The sequence below is a fragment of the Luteimonas sp. FCS-9 genome (assembly GCF_001014645.1).
Lineage (GTDB): Bacteria > Pseudomonadota > Gammaproteobacteria > Xanthomonadales > Xanthomonadaceae > Luteimonas.
This window is the reverse complement of sequence record NZ_LASZ01000024.1, coordinates 21,548-40,603: the sequence shown is the minus strand read 5'-3', so window position 1 is coordinate 40,603 and position 19,056 is coordinate 21,548. Positions and strand designations below refer to the sequence as shown.

General features: G+C 72.4%; 17 protein-coding genes. 14 read left to right on the top strand and 3 right to left on the bottom strand.

The features are described 5' to 3' along the window. On the bottom strand, nucleotides 1-940 hold a 940-nt coding region (locus WQ56_RS18835), incomplete at its 3' end, for an IS481 family transposase (protein ID WP_156170512.1). Between the two features lie 400 nt (nucleotides 941-1,340). Between WQ56_RS18835 and WQ56_RS15785 the strand changes: the two genes are divergently transcribed. The 13 genes from WQ56_RS15785 (at nucleotide 1,341) to WQ56_RS15730 (ending at nucleotide 14,909) form a co-directional block, all read left to right on the top strand. Continuing rightward, nucleotides 1,341-1,817 (top strand): phasin family protein, encoded by a 477-nt coding sequence (locus WQ56_RS15785; protein WP_052773054.1) that lies wholly within the window; start codon nucleotides 1,341-1,343, stop codon nucleotides 1,815-1,817. 43 nt (nucleotides 1,818-1,860) lie between these two features. After that, the gene (locus WQ56_RS15780) at nucleotides 1,861-4,578 is read left to right on the top strand and encodes an HAD-IC family P-type ATPase (RefSeq protein ID WP_197076510.1); all 2,718 of its coding nucleotides are present in this window, start codon (nucleotides 1,861-1,863) and stop codon (nucleotides 4,576-4,578) included. A gap of 10 nt (nucleotides 4,579-4,588) precedes the next feature. Next, nucleotides 4,589-5,512, top strand: a complete 924-nt coding sequence (locus WQ56_RS15775; RefSeq protein WP_047138093.1) for a universal stress protein — start codon at nucleotides 4,589-4,591, stop codon at nucleotides 5,510-5,512. Between the two features lie 470 nt (nucleotides 5,513-5,982). After that, nucleotides 5,983-8,157 carry a TonB-dependent siderophore receptor gene (locus WQ56_RS15770; RefSeq protein WP_052773052.1) on the top strand — a complete coding sequence of 725 codons (2,175 nt, stop codon included), beginning with the start codon at nucleotides 5,983-5,985 and terminating at the stop codon, nucleotides 8,155-8,157. Between the two features lie 119 nt (nucleotides 8,158-8,276). Continuing rightward, nucleotides 8,277-8,462 (top strand): hypothetical protein, encoded by a 186-nt coding sequence (locus WQ56_RS18830; protein ID WP_156170584.1) that lies wholly within the window; start codon nucleotides 8,277-8,279, stop codon nucleotides 8,460-8,462. 147 nt (nucleotides 8,463-8,609) lie between these two features. Beyond that, the gene (locus WQ56_RS15765; RefSeq protein WP_047138092.1) at nucleotides 8,610-9,881 is read left to right on the top strand and encodes an MFS transporter; all 1,272 of its coding nucleotides are present in this window, start codon (nucleotides 8,610-8,612) and stop codon (nucleotides 9,879-9,881) included. A 64-nt stretch (nucleotides 9,882-9,945) separates the two neighbouring features. Then, a complete protein-coding gene (locus WQ56_RS15760; RefSeq protein WP_047138091.1) occupies nucleotides 9,946-10,410 on the top strand; it encodes a DMT family transporter in 465 nt (154 codons plus the stop codon). Then, complete coding sequence (locus tag WQ56_RS15755) at nucleotides 10,407-11,030, top strand: hypothetical protein (RefSeq protein WP_047138101.1); 624 nt, start codon at nucleotides 10,407-10,409, stop codon at nucleotides 11,028-11,030. The genes WQ56_RS15760 and WQ56_RS15755 overlap by 4 nt, the downstream gene beginning before the upstream one ends. Before the next feature lie 85 nt (nucleotides 11,031-11,115). Beyond that, the gene (locus tag WQ56_RS15750) at nucleotides 11,116-11,481 is read left to right on the top strand and encodes a DUF6164 family protein (RefSeq protein ID WP_047138090.1); all 366 of its coding nucleotides are present in this window, start codon (nucleotides 11,116-11,118) and stop codon (nucleotides 11,479-11,481) included. A 127-nt stretch (nucleotides 11,482-11,608) separates the two neighbouring features. Further along, nucleotides 11,609-11,824 carry a hypothetical protein gene (locus WQ56_RS15745; RefSeq protein WP_047138089.1) on the top strand — a complete coding sequence of 72 codons (216 nt, stop codon included), beginning with the start codon at nucleotides 11,609-11,611 and terminating at the stop codon, nucleotides 11,822-11,824. Between the two features lie 114 nt (nucleotides 11,825-11,938). Next, nucleotides 11,939-13,498, top strand: coding sequence for a leucyl aminopeptidase (locus WQ56_RS15740; protein ID WP_082132470.1), 1,560 nt, complete (start codon nucleotides 11,939-11,941; stop codon nucleotides 13,496-13,498). Between the two features lie 437 nt (nucleotides 13,499-13,935). Beyond that, nucleotides 13,936-14,688: a sulfurtransferase gene (locus tag WQ56_RS15735; protein ID WP_047138088.1), complete on the top strand. Its 753-nt coding sequence runs from the start codon at nucleotides 13,936-13,938 to the stop codon at nucleotides 14,686-14,688. Further along, a complete protein-coding gene (locus WQ56_RS15730; protein WP_047138087.1) occupies nucleotides 14,685-14,909 on the top strand; it encodes a hypothetical protein in 225 nt (74 codons plus the stop codon). Before WQ56_RS15735 ends, WQ56_RS15730 begins: the two co-directional genes overlap by 4 nt. A gap of 331 nt (nucleotides 14,910-15,240) precedes the next feature. On the opposite strand, the gene WQ56_RS15725 is transcribed toward WQ56_RS15730, so the two are convergent. Together WQ56_RS15725 and WQ56_RS15720 are read right to left on the bottom strand one after the other, a co-directional pair. Beyond that, nucleotides 15,241-15,996 carry a hypothetical protein gene (locus WQ56_RS15725; protein ID WP_047138086.1) on the bottom strand — a complete coding sequence of 252 codons (756 nt, stop codon included), beginning with the start codon at nucleotides 15,994-15,996 and terminating at the stop codon, nucleotides 15,241-15,243. 237 nt (nucleotides 15,997-16,233) lie between these two features. After that, nucleotides 16,234-18,060, bottom strand: a complete 1,827-nt coding sequence (locus WQ56_RS15720) for a DEAD/DEAH box helicase (RefSeq protein WP_156170586.1) — start codon at nucleotides 18,058-18,060, stop codon at nucleotides 16,234-16,236. Between the two features lie 276 nt (nucleotides 18,061-18,336). Between WQ56_RS15720 and WQ56_RS15715 the strand changes: the two genes are divergently transcribed. Then, nucleotides 18,337-19,017 (top strand): glutathione S-transferase, encoded by a 681-nt coding sequence (locus WQ56_RS15715; protein WP_047138084.1) that lies wholly within the window; start codon nucleotides 18,337-18,339, stop codon nucleotides 19,015-19,017. Nucleotides 19,018-19,056: the final 39 nt, after the last annotated feature.

Sequence of the window (19,056 nt, the reverse complement as noted above, 5' to 3'; positions counted from 1 at the left end):
CGCTAGGGCGATAGCGATCGACCGGCACGCCCATCCCCAGCGCCTCGTGTGGGCGCTGCTGGTTGTAGATGGCCCGCCAGCCATCGAAAGCGCGTTGCGCCTGGGCGAGGTCGATCAGGGGCGTGTGCTGCAGCACTTCGACCTTCAGCGTGCGGTGGAAGCGTTCGTCCTTGCCTTGTGTCTGTGGATGAAACGGCCGCGAATGGCCGACGCGGATTCCTTGCCGCATCAGCCATAGATCGAGTCGGGTGTAGTGGGCGCCATCGGTGCCCCAGGGCGCGCCGTTGTCCATGGTCATCCGCAGCGGCACGCCGTAGCGCCGGAAGGCCGTGGTCAGGTGCCCGATGACGGTATCGCGCGTCTCCTCGCCGCAGGCCTGCAGGACCAAGGCGTAGCGGGAATGGTCATCGAGTACGGTCAGCGGATGACATCGGCCCCGATGCATCGGGACATAGCCCTTGAAGTCCATCTGCCACAGATCGTTGGGCGCCGGGTGCTCGAAGCGCTGCCAAGGCTGGGCTGCCTGGGAGGCGGCAGGCGAGATCAGACCGTGGCGGCGCAGGACGGCATGCACGGTGCTGACGGCTGGCATCGCATGGCCCAGCACCTCCAGCCGACGCGCCAGCTTGCGCGCGCCCCAGGCCGGATGCTGCGTCCGCAACCCCACGATCAAGGCCTCGACCTGCGGCGCGCAGTGCAGCGGCGTGGCATGGGGCCGGCGAGAGCGATCCGATAGCGGCTCACCCGACCGTGCACGCGCCCGCCATTTGTAGCCCGTCGTGGGGCTGATCCCGAATCGGCGACACAACTGCCGAAGGTTGGCGCCATCCCGCAGCGCCAACCGGGTGAACTCCTCACGCAACGTCATCGTCGACACCTCCTGCCACGGCATCGCGCGCTCCTGTCGGACCGAAATGCCGAGCTTGAATGTGTCCACCATGTCCCCGAACACCCGTCCACCATGTGTCCGGTCTATACACCCGCAGGCGGGGGAGGGCTTTTGTTGCTCTTCGGTCAGATCGCCGCGACGTGTCCAGCGTCCGCCGGGTGTCGTGGCGACCAAGCGGATATCGGGCCGCGACTCGGCGCGATACCCGGCGGGCGCACGCAGGATGGGATCGCCGGCGGGGAGAGCTCGATGTCGCGGGCACGCCGTTCGACTTCGCGCCATTGATCGCGATCAGTGCGCCGCACCGTGAATCGCGCGAAGATGAGGCTCGATCCCCATGGCCGGCGGCGCCCCGCGTCGGGATCCGCACGACCGGACGGCCCAGGCCGTCGCGCCGGCCACCGCAGTACCGCAGAGCCCCTCTTCCGATTCCGACACGGAGGCAACGACCATGCGCGACGCGACCGGACTGCCCTTGCAACTGCTCAAGGCCAATCTCGAACTCCAGCTCCAGATCGCACGACTGATCCAGGAAAGCGGCCAGCAATGGGCCGATCTCGCGAACCGCGCCGTCGGCGACGGCCTCGCCGAACGCGATGCCGAGATCCGCGAACTGCTGCGCGCCCAGGACTGGCAGGCCCTCGCCACGCTGCCCGCCGACGCCTTCTGGCGACAGCTCCAGCAGCGTGCCGGCGACAGCCAGGAGCTCGCCCGCATCGCCACCAGCGCCCAGAGCACCTTCGCCAGTGGGCTGACGCGCGCCCTGCAGGCCTGGCAGCAGGCGACGGCCGACGCGTTGGGGACCGGCGCGGCCCCACCCCAACTCGACGACGCCTGGCGCGCCGCGCTCGCCCCTTGGGAAACGCTGCTGTCCGCGTTCGCGCCGCCTTCGGGCGGAACCAAGCGGGGCGGGACGCGTGGCGGTTGAGGCCCGGGGCAGCGCCCCGTTTCCGCAAGCATCCGGCGACAACGTGCCGTGGCATGCCCTGGAGGACGATGCCGCGCTTGCGCGGCTGTCGGCCCGTCGCGAAGGTCTTGATGCGACCGATGCCGCCGAGCGGCTGCGGCGGCATGGGCCCAATGCCTTGCCGTCACCCGCGCGCGTGCCGGCCTGGCGCCGCTTCCTGCGACACTTCAACGACCCGCTGATCCTGTTCCTGCTGGCCGCCGCCGCGATCGCGCTGGCGGTTGGCCACCACGTCGATGCCGCGGTGATCGTGGCCGTGGTCACCGTCAACGCGATCGTCGGCTACGTGCAGGAAGGGCGCGCCGAACAGGCGCTTTCGGCCCTGCATTCGATGCTCGCGCCGTCGGCGCGCGTGCTGCGCGACGGCACGCGGCGCCAGGTCGACGTCGCCGAGCTGGTGCCCGGCGACGTGCTGCTGCTCGAGGCCGGCGACCGCGTGCCCGCCGACGCCCGCCTGCTGCGCGCGCGCGGCCTGCGTGTCGACGAATCGGTACTGACCGGCGAGTCGGTGCCGGCCGAGAAATCGCACGCGCCGGTGGCGGCGCAGGCCGACCTCGCCGGCCGTAGCTCGATGCTCTACTCCGGCACGCTGGTGGCGGCCGGGCAGGCGACGGCGCTGGTCGTCGAGACCGGTCCGGCGACCGAGATCGGCCGTATCGGTGCGCTGCTGGGCCAGGTCGAGACCCTGACCACGCCGCTGCTGCAGCAGATCGCCCGATTCGGCCGGCGCTTCACCACGTTCGCGATCGTCGCGGCCGTCGTGCTGTTCGCGTTCGCGGTGACGATGCGCGGCTACGGCTGGCTCGACGCGCTGATGGTCGTCGTCGCGCTCGCGGTGGGCGTGATTCCCGAAAGCCTGCCGGCGGTGATCACGATCACGCTGGCGATCGGCGTGCGCCGCATGGCCGCGCGCAACGCGATCGTCCGCCGGTTGCCCGCGGTCGAGACGCTGGGCGCGACGACCGTGATCTGCTCCGACAAGACCGGCACGCTGACCCGCAACGAGATGACCGCGCGCAGCGTGGTCGCGAGCGCCGGCCGCGTGCGGGCCGAGGGCAGCGGTTATGTGCCCGAGGGCGCGTTGCAGGTCGAGACCGGCGGCGAGGCCGCGCAGGCCGCCGCGCACGCCGTCGCGCACATCGGGCTGCTGTGCAACGACGCCCGGCTGCACGGCGACGGCGACCGCTGGCGCATCGACGGCGACCCGATGGAGGGCGCGTTGCTGGCGCTCGCCGGCAAGGCGGGGCTGGATGCGGCCGCGCTCGCCGCCGCGCACCCTCGGCTCGACGAGGTGCCGTTCGATGCCGCGCACCGCTTCATGGCCACGCTGCATCGCGACGGCGACGGTGCGCTGGTCTGCGTCAAGGGCGCGCCCGAACAGGTGCTGGCGCTGAGCACTGGGCAGAGGGGCGCCAGCGGCGACGCCGCGTCGTCGGACACCGTGCCGTTGGACACCGCGTTCTGGCAGGCGGCGATCGACGATGCCGGTGCCCACGGCCAGCGCGTGCTCGGCTTCGCGTGGCAGCGGCTGGCGCAGGTGCCGTCCGCGTTCGACATCGACGCCGTGCGCGGCCTGACGTTCGCCGGCATCGTCGGCTTCATCGACCCGCCGCGCGACGAGGCCGTGCGCGCCGTGGCCGACTGCCGCAGCGCAGGCATCGCGGTGAAGATGATCACCGGCGACCATGCCGCGACCGCAGCCGCGATCGCCGGCCAGCTGCGCCTGGCCGACGACATCCAGGTGGTCACCGGGCAGGCCCTGGAACAGGTGTCCGACGCCGACCTGCCGGACCTCGCCGAGCGCGCCAGCGTGTTCGCGCGCACCACGCCCGAGCACAAGCTGCGCATCGTGCGCGCGCTGCAGTCGCGCCGGCACACGGTCGCGATGACTGGCGACGGCGTCAACGACGCGCCGTCGCTCAAGCAGGCCGACATCGGCATCGCGATGGGCAACAAGGGCACCGAGGCGGCCAAGGAGGCCAGCGGCATGGTGCTGGCCGACGACAACTTCGCCTCGATCGCCGCGGCGGTGCACGAGGGCCGCGCGGTCTACGACAACATCCGCAAGGTCATCGCCTGGACGCTGCCGACCAACGGCGGCGAGGCGGTCGCGGTGTTGCTGGCGATCGTCGCCGGCTGGGTGCTGCCGATGACGCCGCCGCAGATCCTGTGGATCAACATGGTGCTGACGGTGACGCTGGGCCTGGCGCTGGCGTTCGAGCCGCCCGAGCGCGGCGTCATGGCCCGCCCGCCGCGCGGACGCGACGCCCCGCTGGTCTCGCCGTTCATGCTCTGGCGCATCGTCCTGGTCTCGCTGCTGTTCAGCGCCGGCGCGTTCGGCGTGTTCGGCTGGGCCCAGGCCCGCGGGCACGACGTCGAGACCGCGCGCACGATGGTCGTCAACGTGTTCTGCGTGATGGAGATCTTCTATCTCTTCAGCGTGCGCTACCTGCATGGCAGCTCGTTCTCGCTGCGCGGCCTGCGCGGCACGCCGGCCGTGCTCGGTGCGGTCGCGGTCGTGGTCGTCGCGCAGCTCGCCTTCACCTATTCGCCGTGGATGCACGCGGTGTTCGACACCCGGCCGGTCCCGCCGCTCGAGGGCTTGGCGATCGTGCTGGTGGGCGTGGCGATGATGGTCGTGCTGGAGATCGAGAAATGGCTGCTGCGCCGGCTGCGGATCTTCGCCGAACTCGAGCCGGCGGCTGCGGCCGCGACACAGTGAGGAGACACGCATGAGCGAGACGACATCGGGCCCGGCGCCCGCGACGGTGGTGTTGGCCACGGATCTGGGACCGCGCTGCGACCGCGCGGCCGCCCGCGCGCAGCGGTTGGCCGCACGGCCGGGCACGGTCGCGATCGCGGCGAGCGCGGTCGAACCGTCGCGGGCACAGGCACGCGACACGATCCGCGGCGACGCGCCGGCCTGGTACCGCCCGCCGTCGCCGGCGGCCGAGGCCGAGCGACGGCTGCGCCAGGACCTGGCGGGCGACGTCGACTGGGACGTGCGTGTGGCCGAAGCGCCCGCCGGCGAGCATCTGTCGGGTCTGCTCGATGCGCTCGCGCACGACGGGCGCGACGACGATCCGCTGGTCGTGGCAGGTCCCGTGCGCGAGGGCGTGCTCGGCCCCACCGTGCTCGGCTCCACCGTCGACCGGTTGCTGCGCCGTGCCGACCTGTCGCTGCTGCTGGTGCGCCGACGCGCGTACGCCGACTATCGCCGCGTGCTGGTGGCCAGCGATTTCAGCGAGCCGTCGCGGCGCGCGCTGTGCCGGGCGCGCGCGCTGTTTCCCGACGCGCGGGTCACGCTGCTGCACGGCTTTACGGTCCCGATGCTCGGGCTGATGGACGGCTCGCGCGACGACGCGCTCGCGCAGGCGCGCCGGCAACTGCGCGAGGAGGGCGAGGCCTTCCTGCGGACGCTGGGCTCGGCCGGGGCGGGGATCGAACTGCTGGTCGAGGCCGGGGATCCGGCGCGGCTGGCGCAGCAGCACGTGGAGACCTACGGCACCGAACTCGTCGTCGTCGGCACGCATGGCCGCGGCGCGATGTACGAGCTGGCGGTCGGCAGCGTCGCGCGACGCATCGTCACCAGTGTCGACGCCGACACCCTGGTGGTGCGCGGCTGGCGCGATCCGCAGGGCCGCGACGCGCGCTGACGCTTCGCGTTCCAAGCCCGCCTGCCGCGGCGCAGGCGGGGCAGGGCGCGCATCGCCGCGTCCGCATCCGTCCGGACGGAGGCGGACACCTGGGCGTCCCGGCGGAGGATGCCCGGCCGGCGACACTCGCGTCGATCATCCGTCGCGGTGCATCGACGTCCGCATCTCGACGAGGGACGGCGCGATCCGTTTGCCGAGACGTGGCGGACGCACGCGCCGCGAGCTGCGAGCGCTCGTCCGCGCCCCACGCAGCGTTGACAATTTTTCTCTGAACGATAACCATTCTCGATATGGCGCGCCGTCGGCGATGCCATCCGTCGCAGTCGCCACCCGCGCGATGTTCATCGCACCGGGCCAGCCCTTCCTGCCGCACGTCGCGCCTTTCCGGGGCGCGACGCGTGTCGTCTTTTGTCCATCGTCCGAGAACCCCCATGTCCCGTCGTACCGCGCGTTCCGCTTCTTCGTCCGTCATGTCCCGCCGCGCCGCACGCGCGCCGCGGCCGTCGTCCGGCCGTCGCCCGCTGGCGCTGGCGCTCGGCCTGCTGGTCGCCGCCGCGCCCGTGCTGGCGCAGGCCGAGGACACCGACAGCGGCCGCTACGCCGACGCGACCTCGCTCGACCAGGTCGACGTACACGGCACCCGCTACGCGGCCGGCATCAAGCAGGCGGTGGAACTGAAGGACATCCCGCAGACGATCTCGGTGATTTCGCGCGAGCAGATCGAGTTGCGCAATCTCTACACGCTCGAGGACGCCCTGCTGCAGACACCCGGCATCACCGTCACCGGCGTCGGGTCCGAAGGGCAGACCTACATCTCGCGCGGCTTCAACATCAGCACCTATCTCATCGACGGCGTGCCGTCGACCAGCTATCCCGGCCCGCGCCCGGACCTGACCGTGTACGAGAGCGTCGAGGTGCTGCGCGGCGCGTCGAGCCTGTTCTCGGGCGCGGCCCAGCCCGGCGGCGCGATCAACCTCGTGCGCAAGCGCCCGCAGCGCACGTTCCAGGCCAGCGGCGCGCTGCTGGCCGGCAGCTGGGACAACACCCGCGCCGAGATCGACGTCGGCGGCCCGCTGGTCGAGGGCGGCCAGCTGCGTGGCCGCTTCGCCGCCTCGGCGCACGAGTCGGACATGTTCTACGACGTCGGCCGCCGCGAGCGCTACGTCGCCTACGGCGTGACTTCGCTCGATCTGGGCGACACCGCCACCATGACCGTGGGCGCGCATTACCAGGACTACCTGGCGCCGATCCAGACCGGCCTGCCGGGCTACCTGGGTGGCGGCCTGCTGCCGGTGCGGCGCTCGACCTACCTGGGCGCGGACTGGAACGCCCTCGACAGCCAGAGCGTTGTCGGCTTCGCCGAGCTCGACTGGCGCCTGGGCGAGACCTGGCGCGCCAAGGCGACGTTCCAGCGTGCCCGCGACGAGTCCGAGAACTACTACGCCTACGTCGGCAACGGCCCGGTCACGCCCGACAACGGCTGGGTCAACCAGATCGCCTACTACGGCGACTCGACCGAGCGCTGGACCAGCGTCGACGTCAACGTCGGCGGCGCGTTCGAGCTGTTCGGGCGCGAGCACGAGGTGCTGGTCGGTGCCGACCTGCAGAAGAACGACTACACCTATGCCGAATGGCGCGACAGCGCGTTCGCGCGCATCGATGTGTTCAATCCCGACACCGCGATCCCGCGCCCGGCCTACCAGCCCAACAGCGGCGGCCTGACCAAGACCCGTCAGTGGGGCGTGTACGGCCATGCCAACCTGAGCCTGAGCGAGCGCCTGAACCTGCTGGCCGGCGCCCGCGTGAGCCATTGGACGCTCGAGGCCCGCGACGGCTTCACCCGCGACCGCCCCAGCCTCACCAACCCGCAGCCCGTGCGCCTGGGTCCCTGGACCGAGAACCGGATGCCCTCGGAAGTCACGCCGTTCGCCGGCCTGACCTACGACCTGACCGGGGAGTGGACGGTGTACGGCAGCTACGTCGAGAGCCTGCAGCCCCAGCAGAGCCGCACCGCCGACGGCCGGCTGATCGACCCCTCGCGGGGCGAGCAGTGGGAGGGCGGCGTCAAGGGCGCGCTGATGGACGGCCGCCTGCTGCTCAGCGCCGCCGCCTACCGCATCGACCAGGTCGGCCGCGCGCAGCCCGACCCGGACAACGAGGGCTTCTACGTCGCCGAGGGCGAGGTCGAGTCCAAGGGCGTCGAGCTCGAGGCCAACGGCCGCATCACCGAGAACTGGTCGATCTTCGGCGGCTACGCGTTCAACACCAACGCCTACGCCAAGGACACGACCAACGAGGATCGACCGTTCACCCGCATCTCGCCCAAGCACGGCCTGAAGCTGTTCACCCACTACGACGTCTCCCGCGGCCCGCTGACCGGCCTGCAACTGGGCGCGGGCGTGAACTGGTACTCGCCGGTCGAAGGCGGCAGCGCGTACGCCGCCGTGCCGACCGTCGTGCGCCAGGGCGGCTACGCCGTCTTCGACGCGCTCGTCGGCTATCGCGTGCGCGACAACCTGATGGTGCGCCTGAACGTCGGCAACCTGTTCGACAAGGTCTACTACACCCGCATCTCGGCCACCGGCCGCGGCAACTTCTACGGCGAACCGCGCAACGTCACCCTGTCGCTGCGCACGACGTTCTGACCGGGGCGTGTCGCGCTCCTGCGCGACCGCCCGTGCCCCCACCCGGCGCGCTGCGCGCACCGACCTCCCCCGCGGGCGGGGGAGGTGACCCTTATGCGAAGGTCGACAGTAGTTCCGAGTTGCACGCGCTGCTCCTGCTCGTCGCTCCGTTCGCACGAAGTCTTGCAGCGCCCGCCGGGTGCCGCGACGACAAAGCGGATATCGGGCCGCGACTCGGCGTGGTACCCGGCGGGGCGCTCGCGCTGCTGTGCGGCCTTCCCGACGGCACATCAGCACAGCGCATTTTTTTGCAGAGCCAGAACTGAGCCGCTGAAACCGCGTGCTGCTGAAAGAAGGGCGCGCGATATCCGACGAAGTCGCGCCGGGCCGGTGCTTCTCGTCATCCCCCCCCGCCTTTACAAGCCCGGCCCGTTCCGGCCCAGAATGCCGGCTTCCCACGCGCCGTCCCCGCCATGCCCCCGACGCCTCCCAACTCGAAAGGCCGTGTGCTGTTCGCCAGCCTGATCGGCACCACCATCGAGTTCTTCGACTTCTACATCTACGCCACTGCCGCGGTGCTGGTGTTCCCCGCGCTGTTCTTTCCCGATGCCGACCCCGCCGCCGCCACGCTCCAGTCGCTCGCCACTTTCGCGCTGGCCTTCGTCGCGCGTCCGATCGGCTCGGCCGTCTTCGGCCACTACGGCGACCGCATCGGCCGCAAGGCCACGCTAGTCGCCGCCCTGCTGACGATGGGCATCTCCACCGTCGTCATCGGCCTGCTGCCCACGCACGCCCAGATCGGCATCGCCGCGCCGATCCTGCTGGCCCTGTGCCGCTTCGGCCAGGGCCTGGGCCTGGGCGGCGAGTGGGGCGGGGCCGTGCTGCTCGCCACCGAGAACGCGCCGCCCGGCAAGCGCGCCTGGTATGGCATGTTCCCGCAGCTCGGCGCGCCGCTGGGCTTCTTCCTCTCGACCGCCACCTTCCTGCTGCTCGGCCGCCTGATGGACGAGGGCGCGTTCCTGGCCTGGGGCTGGCGCATCCCGTTCCTGGCCAGCGCCGCGCTGGTGCTCGTCGGCCTGTGGGTGCGCCTGCGCATCACCGAGACGCCCGATTTCCAGCGCGTGCTCGACCGCCATGCCCGCGTGCGCCTGCCGATGCGCGAGGTGCTGGTCCATCACGGTCGCGGCGTGCTGCTGGGCACGCTGCTCGCGCTGGCGACGTTCGTGCTGTTCTACCTGATGACCGTCTTCGCGCTGAGCTGGGGCACCGCGCGGCTGGGCTACACCCGCGAGCAGTTCCTGCTGCTGCAGCTGGTCGGCGTGCTGTGCTTCGCCGCCACGATCCCGCTGTCGGCGCTGTACGCCGACCGGGTCGGCCGGCGCCGCACGATGATCGTCGCGAGCATCGCCATCGCGCTGTTCGGCCTGGGCTTTTCGCCGCTGTTCGTCGCCGGCAGTGCCGGCGCCACGCTGGCGTTCCTGATGCTCGGGCTGGGCCTGATGGGCCTGACCTACGGTCCGGTCGGCACGCTGCTGGCCGAACTGTTCCCCGCGACCGTGCGCTACACCGGCGCCTCGCTGGCGTTCAACCTGGCCGGGATCTTCGGCGCCTCGCTCGCGCCGTACCTGGCGACCTGGCTGGGTGGCCGCTTCGGCCTGCAGGCCGTCGGCGCGTATCTCGCCGTCGCCGCGTTGCTGAGCCTGGGCGCGCTGCTCGCGTTGCCGCGCGACCGGCCGGCCGGATGACCGCCGGCACGCCGTGCGCCGGTCGCGGCCCGTAGACTGGCCTGCCGCCGCGCAGGAAACCCGCATGAACGTCTGGCTGCTGTCCAGCATCGCGCTCGCCGCGCTGGTGGGCATGGTGCTGCCGCTGCAGGCGCTGCTCAATGCGCGCCTGGGCGCGTTGACCCAGGGCGCGCTGTTCGCCTCGTTCGTCTCGTTCGCGGTCGGTACCTGCGCGCTCGCGCTGGCGCTCGCCGCCGGCCGCACGCCGTGGCCGACGCTGCGCGAGCTCGTCGCGCTGCCGCCGTGGCTGTGGCTGGGCGGCCTGATCGGCGCGGCCTTCGTGTTCAGCGGCACGCTGCTGGTGCCCCGGCTGGGCGCGGCCGGGCTGATCTGCCTGATCGTGGCCGGGCAGCTCGTCGGCTCGCTGCTGGTCGACCACTTCGGCGTGTTGTCGCCGTCGCGGCCGATCGATGCGACCCGCATCGTCGGTGCGTTGCTGGTGTGTGCCGGCGCGCTGCTGGTCGTGCGGCCGTGGCGGGCGGCGGCATGAGCGCGTCCGCGCCGATCGCATTGCCGCCGCCGATGCGCGAGGCCCTCGAGGCCGCGTACGCCACGCCGCCACGCGCGTACCACAACCTCGACCACGTGGCCGAGCTGCTGCGCCACTACGACGCCGTCGCCGCGGGCGAGGGCTGGGCGCAGCCGGTCGAGGTGTGGCTCGCGGTGCTCTACCACGACGCGATCTACGAGGCCGGCCGCGACGACAACGAGGCGCGCTCGGCGCAACTGGCCGCCGAGGCGATCGCGCGCTGGGTGCCCGACGCCGGCATCGACGTCGCGCGCGTGGGCGCGCTGATCGGGCTCACCGCGCGCCACGGCAGCCACGCGCCGGGCGATTTCCCGGACGACGCGCAGGGCGACGACACCCGGCGCTTCCTCGATTGCGACATGGCGATCCTCGGCGCCGAGCCGGCCGCGTTCGACGCCTACGACCGCGGCATCGCGTCCGAGTACCGCCACGTGCCGCGCTGGCTCTACGCACTCAACCGCCGGCGGTTCCTCAAGTCGCTGCTGGCGCGCGAGCGGCTGTACCTCGACGACGGCTTCCATGCGCGGCTCGATGCGCAGGCGCGCCACAACCTCCGCCGCGCGGTGACGACCAAGCGCTGACGCCCAGCTATCATCACAGGCGCTCGCCGCTGCCTGCGGCGGCTCGACGCCACTCCCTTTCCGAACACCGGCACCGCCCGTCGCCATGGCCAAACTGCTGCTCAACCTGCGCTACGTGCCCGAGGACGAGGCCGCCGACGTGCGCGCGTTCCTCGACGAGGCCCGCATCGACTGGTACCAGACGCGGCCCAGCCCGTTCGGCATCTCGCACGGCGGCATCTGGCTGCGCGACAACGACGACCTGCCGCGCGCCAAGGCGCTGATGGCCGACTATCAGGCCGGGCGCCAAGCCCGCGCCCGGGCGGCGCAGGCCGAGGCCGAACGCGATGGCACCGCCGAGACCTTCGCCGACATCGTGCGCGCAGACCCGCTGCGCGTGGTGCTGATCGTCGTCGCGATCGTGTGCCTGATCGGGCTGATGGCCGTGCCCGGCTACCTGCTCTCGCGCTGATCGCGCATCACGCCGTCGCCACGTCGGCGGCGGCACGCTGCGCGCCTGTCCCGTCGCCGTCCTGGCCGGCACCGCTGCCGGCGGACGGGGACGGGCGCTTCCTCCGCCGCCCGACGAGCGCGCCGCCATGCCCAGCACGCCCACGCGCGCGCCTCCCAAGCCCAGGACCAAGCCCTGGACGCGGCCCAACCCCAAGCCCCGGCCCGCGCGCACGCAGCTGAGCGAGGCGCAGAAGGATGCGGCGCGGCAGCGTGCCGACGAAGGCGGCCGCCGCTATCCCAACCTCGTCGACAACATGTGGGCCAGCCGCCACGTCGCGAAGGACGGCTCGCCGAAGGCGTGAGCGCCGTCGGGCGGGCATGACCATCGGCACGGCGCCCGGGCGGCGCGGGTTGTTAAGGTCGATGGTTGCCCGCGCCGGTCGCGGGCGTCCCCATCGCCGCCTTCCGGAGAGCCCATGCGCCGACCCCGACCGCTGCAGCCGTTGCTGCTCGCGAGCCTGATCGCCTCGTTCGCCCTGCCTGCCGCCGCGCAGCGCGACATCCGCTTCGATGCCGCGCAGGCCCCGGCCGGCGGCACGCTGGTGCTCGCGGTCCCCGAAGCGCCCGAGGGCGCGGCGCGCGGCGGCGCGTTCGCGCGGATCGACGGCGCCAGCCAGGGCGCGCTGTCGCGGGCCATCGCGGCGGCCGGCTTCAGCGGCAAGGCCGACAGCCAGCTCGACCTGCCGGGCATCGCCGGCTACGACCGCGTGCTGCTGGTCGGCACCGGCGCCGGCACGCCCGATGCGCGCCGGATCGAGGACGTCGGCGGCCACGTCGGCCGGTTCGCCGCGCGCAGCAAGGCGCCGCAGGTCGACGTGCTGTGGGAGGGCGCCGAGCCCGGCGCCGCCGCGCAGCTCGCATTCGGCGCCGCGCTGGGCCAGTACCGGTTCGACAAGTACCGCAGCGGCAGCGACGCCAACGCGGCCGCGACCGGCACGCTGGTCGTGCGCAGCCCGGCCGGCGCGGACGCCGCGCGCGCGTGGGACGGCGACTGGAAGGCCGTCGCCGAGGGCGTGGCGTTCGCGCGCGACCTGGTCACCGAGCCGGCCAATGCGCTGTATCCCGAGGCGTTCGTCGCGCGCACGCGCGCCGCGTTCGCGGGCAAGCCGAACGTCAGCATCGAGGTGCTCGACGTGCCGGCGATGGAACGCTTGGGCATGGGCAGCCTGCTGGCCGTGGGGCAGGGCAGTGCGCGGTCACCGCGGCTGCTGGTCGTGCGCTACAACGGTGGCGCCCGCGGTGAGACCCCGGTCGCGTTCGTCGGCAAGGGCATCACCTTCGACACCGGCGGCATCTCGATCAAGGGCAGCGAAAACATGTGGCGCATGAAGTACGACATGACCGGCGCGGCGAGCGCGACCGGCGCCGTGCTCGCGCTCGCCGGCCGCAATGCGAAGGTCAATGCCGTGGCCGTCGCCGCGCTGGCCGAGAACATGCCCTCAGGCACCGCCGCGCGCCCCGGCGACGTGGTGCGCAGCGCGTCCGGCAAGACCTACGAGATCATCAGCACCGACGCGGAAGGGCGCATGGTGCTGGTCGATGCGCTGTGGTACGTGCAGCGCCAGGACAACCCGCGCGTGATCGTCGACATCGCGACGCTGACCGGCGCGATCGTCACCGCGCTGGGCAACGACTACGCCGGCCTGTTCACCCGCGACGACGCGCTGGCCGCGCAGCTCACCGCCGCCGGCCAGGCCGCCGGCGAGCCGGTCTGGCGCATGCCGATGCACCCGGGCTACGGCAAGATGCTCGAATCGCCGATCGCCGACCTGCGCAACGGCGGCGGCCGTCCCGGCTCGGGCACCGCCGCGCACTTCATCGGCGAGTGGATCGACCCGGGCCGCGCCTGGGCGCACCTGGACATCGCCGGCATGGCCTGGCGCGACGGCAACGAGGTGTCGACGACGCCGGCCGGCGCGTCGGCCTTTGGTGTGCGTCTGTTCGACCGCTTCGTGCGCGAGCATTACGAGCGCTGAACTCACGCCTCAGGTTCGGCGTTCTCTGCACTGACGGCTTGGACCCAGGCGTGGGATTGTGTGCTCCCCGTAAGGCGGGGGGAGGGCTGTCCCGCAATAGCTACGCATCGTGCGATCGCGCCCCCTCCCCCGCGGCGCGGGGAGGGGCTGACCCGCAGCACTTGTGCGCCATTGCGATCGCGCTCCCTCCCCGCGACGCGGAGAGGCGCCGTCCCACAGTCGCTACGCGCCACTGCGATCGCGCTCTCTCCCCCGCGGCGCGGGGGAGGGCTGGGGTGGGGGCATGGGGCGGCCGGCGGAACGGCCCGATCCCGAGATCGGCGCACATGCCGCGCTCCGGCTTTTAGGCGGCCTGATCCTTCGCGCTCCCAACCGGTTCCCGCGGGAGACGGCGTCGGCGCAGAGGCCGGGAGCCGGGGCCCGCTACAATCGCGCCCATGATCGACAACCTCGCCGCCTACCACTTCGCCGCCATCGACGACCCCGACGCCGTCGCCGACCGGCTGCGCGCGCTGGCGGAGGCGGGCGGGCTGCGCGGCACGGTGCTCGTCGCCCCGGAGGGGATCAACCTGTTCCTGGCCGGCAGCGCCGAGGCGATCGACGCGCTGGTCGCGGCACTGCGCGCCGACCCGCGCTTCGCCGCGCTGCAGGTCAAGCGCAGCGCCAGCGCGGCGGTGCCGTTCGCGCGGCTCAAGGTCAAGGTCAAGCCGGAGATCATCAGCTTCCGCCGGCCCGAGGCGATGCCGCTGGCGGCGCCGGCGCGCGCGCCCGACGTCGCGCCCGAGGCGCTTGCGCGCTGGATCGCGCAGGGCCACGACGACGCCGGCCGCCGGCTGGTGCTGCTCGACACGCGCAATCGCGAGGAGGTCGCGCACGGCACGTTCGCCGGTGCGCTGACGCTGCCGATCGACAACTTCACCGAGCTGCCCGACGCGCTCGCGCCGCACCGCGACGGGCTGCGCGACGCGACGGTCGTGAGCTTCTGCACCGGCGGCATCCGCTGCGAGAAGGCCGCGCTGTGGATGCGCGCCGACGGCATGGATAACGTGCTGCAGCTCGACGGCGGCATCCTGGGCTACTTCGAGCGCGTCGGCGGCGTCGGCTACGACGGCCGCTGCTTCGTGTTCGACGACCGAGTCGCGCTCGACCCCGCGCTGCGACCGCTGCACGACGGCGCGGAGGCCGCATGAGCTGGCTCGGCTTCGTGCTGGTCATCGTCGGCATCTGGCTCGCGTTCAAGGTCGCGGGCGTGGTGCTGCGACTGCTGGTGACGGTGCTGATCCTGGTCGCCGCCTACTGGTGGCTGGCGCCGTACATGGGCTGGCCGCCGCTGGGCGAGGTCTGGCATGTGCTGGGGCCGGATGTCCGGCTGCCGGACGTGGCGTTGCCGGAGATCGGGGGGCTGCTTTAAGGGGGGCTGAGGAGGGTGGCCGTAAGAGGAAGGCTCTGAGAGGAAGGCTCTAAGAGGCAGGCTCTAAGAGGCAGGCTCTAAGAGGAAGGCCCGTGCCCCCACCCGACGCGCGGGGCGCGTCGACCTCCCCCGCAGGCGGGGGAGGTGGGCTTTGCGCCTTTCCCCGCAACGCGGTGGAGCGGCTCTGCGCCTTCCCCCGCAACGCGAGGTGCGGCTTTGCGCCTTCCCCCGCAACGCGGGGGAAGGTTGGGATGGGGGCGCTTCTAGCGCGGGCCCGTGGCCCCACCCGAAGAGCGGGAGCATGTCGGCCTGGCCACGCGGGCGCGTCCGCTCAGCCGAACTCGCGCGACGGCAGCACGAAGCGGCGGTCGGGGCGGCCGACGAGGTCGAGGAAGTTGTTGAACACCGCCTCGGCCTGGGCCTGCATCGGCGCGATGTGGCGCGACGTCAGCGCGCGGATCGCGTCGGCGTCGTGCGGCAGGCCGGCGGTGGCGAGTTCGTCGCGATAGGCGGGCGTGCCGAGCCAGCGCTCGATCAGCGGGGCGTCCATCTCGAGGTGGAACTGGAACCCGTAGGCGTTGTCGCCGTAGCGGAAGGCCTGTTGCTCGCAGCTGTCGGTGCGCGCCAGATGCACAGCGCTTCCGGGAATCTCGAAGTGCCGGCCGTGCCACTGAAACACCGGTGCGCCGGCGCCGAGCGGGGCGAGCACGGGGTCGCCGAGTCCGGCCTCGGTGCTGCGCAGCGGGTACCAGCCGATCTCCGGCCGTGCGATGCGCCGCACCGGCGCGCCGAGCACGTGCGCCAGCAACTGCGCGCCCAGGCAGATACCGAGCACCGGCCGGCCGAGTTCCAGCATGCGCTCGATCGCGCGCAGCTCGGTCAGCAGGTGCGCGCGCGCGTGCCGGTCCTCGACGTTCATCGGCCCGCCGAGCACGACGAGTCCGCGATAGCGGTCGACGTTGGGCTGCGCGTCGGGCTCGCGTTCGAAGTTGACGAAGCGGATGCGGTGCCCGCGGCGGCGGATCAGCGGGTCGAGCGTGCCCAACGGTTCGGCGGCGACGTGCTGGAAGACGAGGATGCGGGGCATGCGGCGATTCTAGGGGGCGCCACCGGACCGTGCCGCCCAGCGCCGTCGTTCCGGCGTTCGGGCGGCATATGTGCGCGCGCCTGCGGGTGATCGCGCGACCGTGGTAGGCGCGCTTGCTCGCGAAAGGCTTGCCCGGGAAGGCGCCATCGCGCGCGAGCGCGCTCCTACAGGTGATCGCGCGCCTGCAGACTGGCGCAGAGGCCGCTCGCCAGAAGACCGGGGCGCCAATGCGCAGCGTCAGTCGCGCCTCGGCCCCTTGCGCGGACCGCCGGGGCGGAAGCCGGGCTTGCCGTGCGGCTTGCCGGCGAACGGACGCTTGCCGGTGCGCGGCGGGGCGGCGGCCATGTCGGCGTCCTCGGCGCGGCGCATGCGGATCGACTGCCCGGCGACGCGGACCTTCTTCAGGTGCTCGAGCAGTTCGCGCGGCATGCCTTCGGGCAGATCGACCAGGCTGTAGTCGTCGCGGATGTCGATCCGGCCGATGTAGCGGCTCTCCAGGTCGGCCTCGTTGGCGATCGCGCCGACGATGTTGCCCGGCTGCACGCCGTGCACGTAGCCGACCTCGATGCGGAAGGTCTCCATGCCCACGTCCGGCTCGCGCGGGCCCTGGTCGGCGCGCGGCGGGCGCGGCTCGCGGGCTTCCCGGGGCGCCCTGGGTTCGCGCGCCGCGCGCGAGGCCTCGCGGCCGCCCGGACGCTCGACGAATTCGCGCTCGAACGGCTTCTCGGGCTTGCGCGGCGGGTCGAGCAGCAGCGGCGTGTCGCCCTGGACGACGGTCGCCAAGGCGGCGGCGATCTCGGCGGCGGGCACGTTGTGCTCGCGCTCGTAGCGCTCGACCAGGTCGCGGAACAGCGCCAGCTGCGGGCTTTCCATTGCGCCGGTGATCCTCTCCAGGAAGCGGTCGACGCGGCGTTCGTTGACGGTCTCGACCGTCGGCAGCTGCATCTGCTCGATCTTCTGCCGCGTCGCGCGCTCGATCGCGCCGAGCATGCCGCGCTCGCGCGGGGCCACGAACAGGATCGCCTCGCCGCTGCGCCCGGCGCGGCCGGTGCGCCCGATCCGGTGCACGTAGCTCTCGGTGTCGTAGGGGATGTCGTAGTTGAGCACGTGGCTGATGCGCTCCACGTCCAGCCCGCGCGCGGCGACGTCGGTCGCCACGAGCACGTCGATGCGGCCGTCCTTGAGCTGCTGGATGGTCTTCTCGCGCTGCTTCTGGTCGAGGTCGCCGTTGATCGCGGCCGCGGCCAGGCCGCGCGCCGAGAGCTTCTCGGCCAGCTCCTCGGTCGCCAGCTTCGTGCGCGCGAAGATGATCATCGCGTCGAACGGCTCGGCCTCCAGGATGCGGGTCAGCGCATCGAGCTTGTTGGTGCCGCTGACCATCCAGTAGCGCTGGCGGATGTTGGCGGCCGTGGTCGTGGTCGCCTTGATCGCGATCTCGACCGGCTCGCGCAGGTAGGTCTGCGCGATGCGCCGGATCTGGGTCGGCATCGTCGCCGAGAACAGCGCCACCTGGCGCGACTCGGGGGTCTTCTTGAGCACGGCCTCGACGTCGTCGATGAAGCCCATGCGCAGCATCTCGTCGGCCTCGTCGAGCACCAGCGCGCGCAGTTCCGACAGGTCGAGCGAGCCGCGCTCGAGGTGGTCGATCACGCGGCCCGGCGTGCCCACGATCACCTGCACGCCGCGCTTGAGCGCCGACAACTGCTGGGCGTAGCCCTGGCCGCCGTAGATCGGCAGCACGTGGAAGCCGGTCATGTGCGCGGCGTACTTCTGGAACGCCTCGGCGACCTGGATCGCCAACTCGCGGGTCGGCGCGAGCACCAGCGCCTGCGGCTTGCGGGCGGCCGGGTCGATGCGCGCCAGGATCGGCAGCGCGAACGCGGCGGTCTTGCCTGTACCGGTCTGGGCCTGGCCCAGCACGTCGCGGCCGTCGAGCAGCGGCGGGATCGTCGCGGCCTGGATCGGCGAGGGCGATTCGTAGCCTACGCCGGCCAGCGCGCGCAGCAGCGGCTCGGGCAGGGCGAGGTCGGTGAACTTGGGGGCGGCGGAGGATTCGGAAGCGATGGGCGTCTCGGCGCTCATGGTGCAGACTCTGTCAGCGCCGGCACGGTGCCGGTCGGGGAACCGCATAGTGTAACCGGCGGCCGGCCCGTGGGCCGGGTCGCCGTGGGCGGGCGCGTACAGCGCGCCGGCTGCCGTTCACGCCGCGCAGACGTTGCAGCCGGCTGTCGCCGTACCGGCGCGATCGCGACGGTGCGCGAAAGTGACCGATGGCATCTTCGGCGCTTCGCAGGCGCTGGCGCATCATGGGCGCCACGTGCCGAACTTCTCGAGGACCCGATGGCGACGATCCGCGTGCACCACCTGAACAACTCCCGCTCCCAGCGCGTGCTGTGGCTGCTCGAGGAGCTCGGCCAGCCCTACGAGGTCGTGCGCTACCAGCGCGACGCCCGCACGATGCTCGCACCCGAGGCGCTGCGCGCGGTGCATCCGCTGGGCAAGTCGCCGGTCGTCGAGCTCGACGGGCGCACGCTGGTCGAGTCGGGCGCGATCGTCGAGACGCTGGTCGAGCGCTTCGACACCGGCCACGCGCTCTCGCCCGAGCCCGGCGACGAGGACGCGCGGCTGCGCTACCGGCAGTGGCTGCACTACGCCGAGGGCTCGGCGATGCCGCCGCTGTTGCTGACCCTGGTGATGGCGCGCCTGCGCAGCGCGCCGATGCCATTCTTCGTGCGGCCGGTCGCGCGCGGCATCGCCGACCGGACGATGCAGGCCTTCGTCGGCCCGCAACTGGCGACGCATCTGGGCTACGTCGAGCGCGAACTGCAGGCGCACCCGTGGCTGCTCGGCGCACGCTTCAGTGCCGCCGACATCCAGATGAGCTTTCCGCTGGAGGCCGCAGTGGCGCGCGCCGGCGAACACGTCGGTCCGGCCATCCGCGATTTCGTCGAGCGGATCCATGCGCGCCCGGCGTACCGGCGCGCGCTCGAGGTCGGCGGCCCCTACGAGCTGGGCCGGTGAGCGCGTCCGCACCCGCATTGCCGCAGGTCGCGCTCGCGC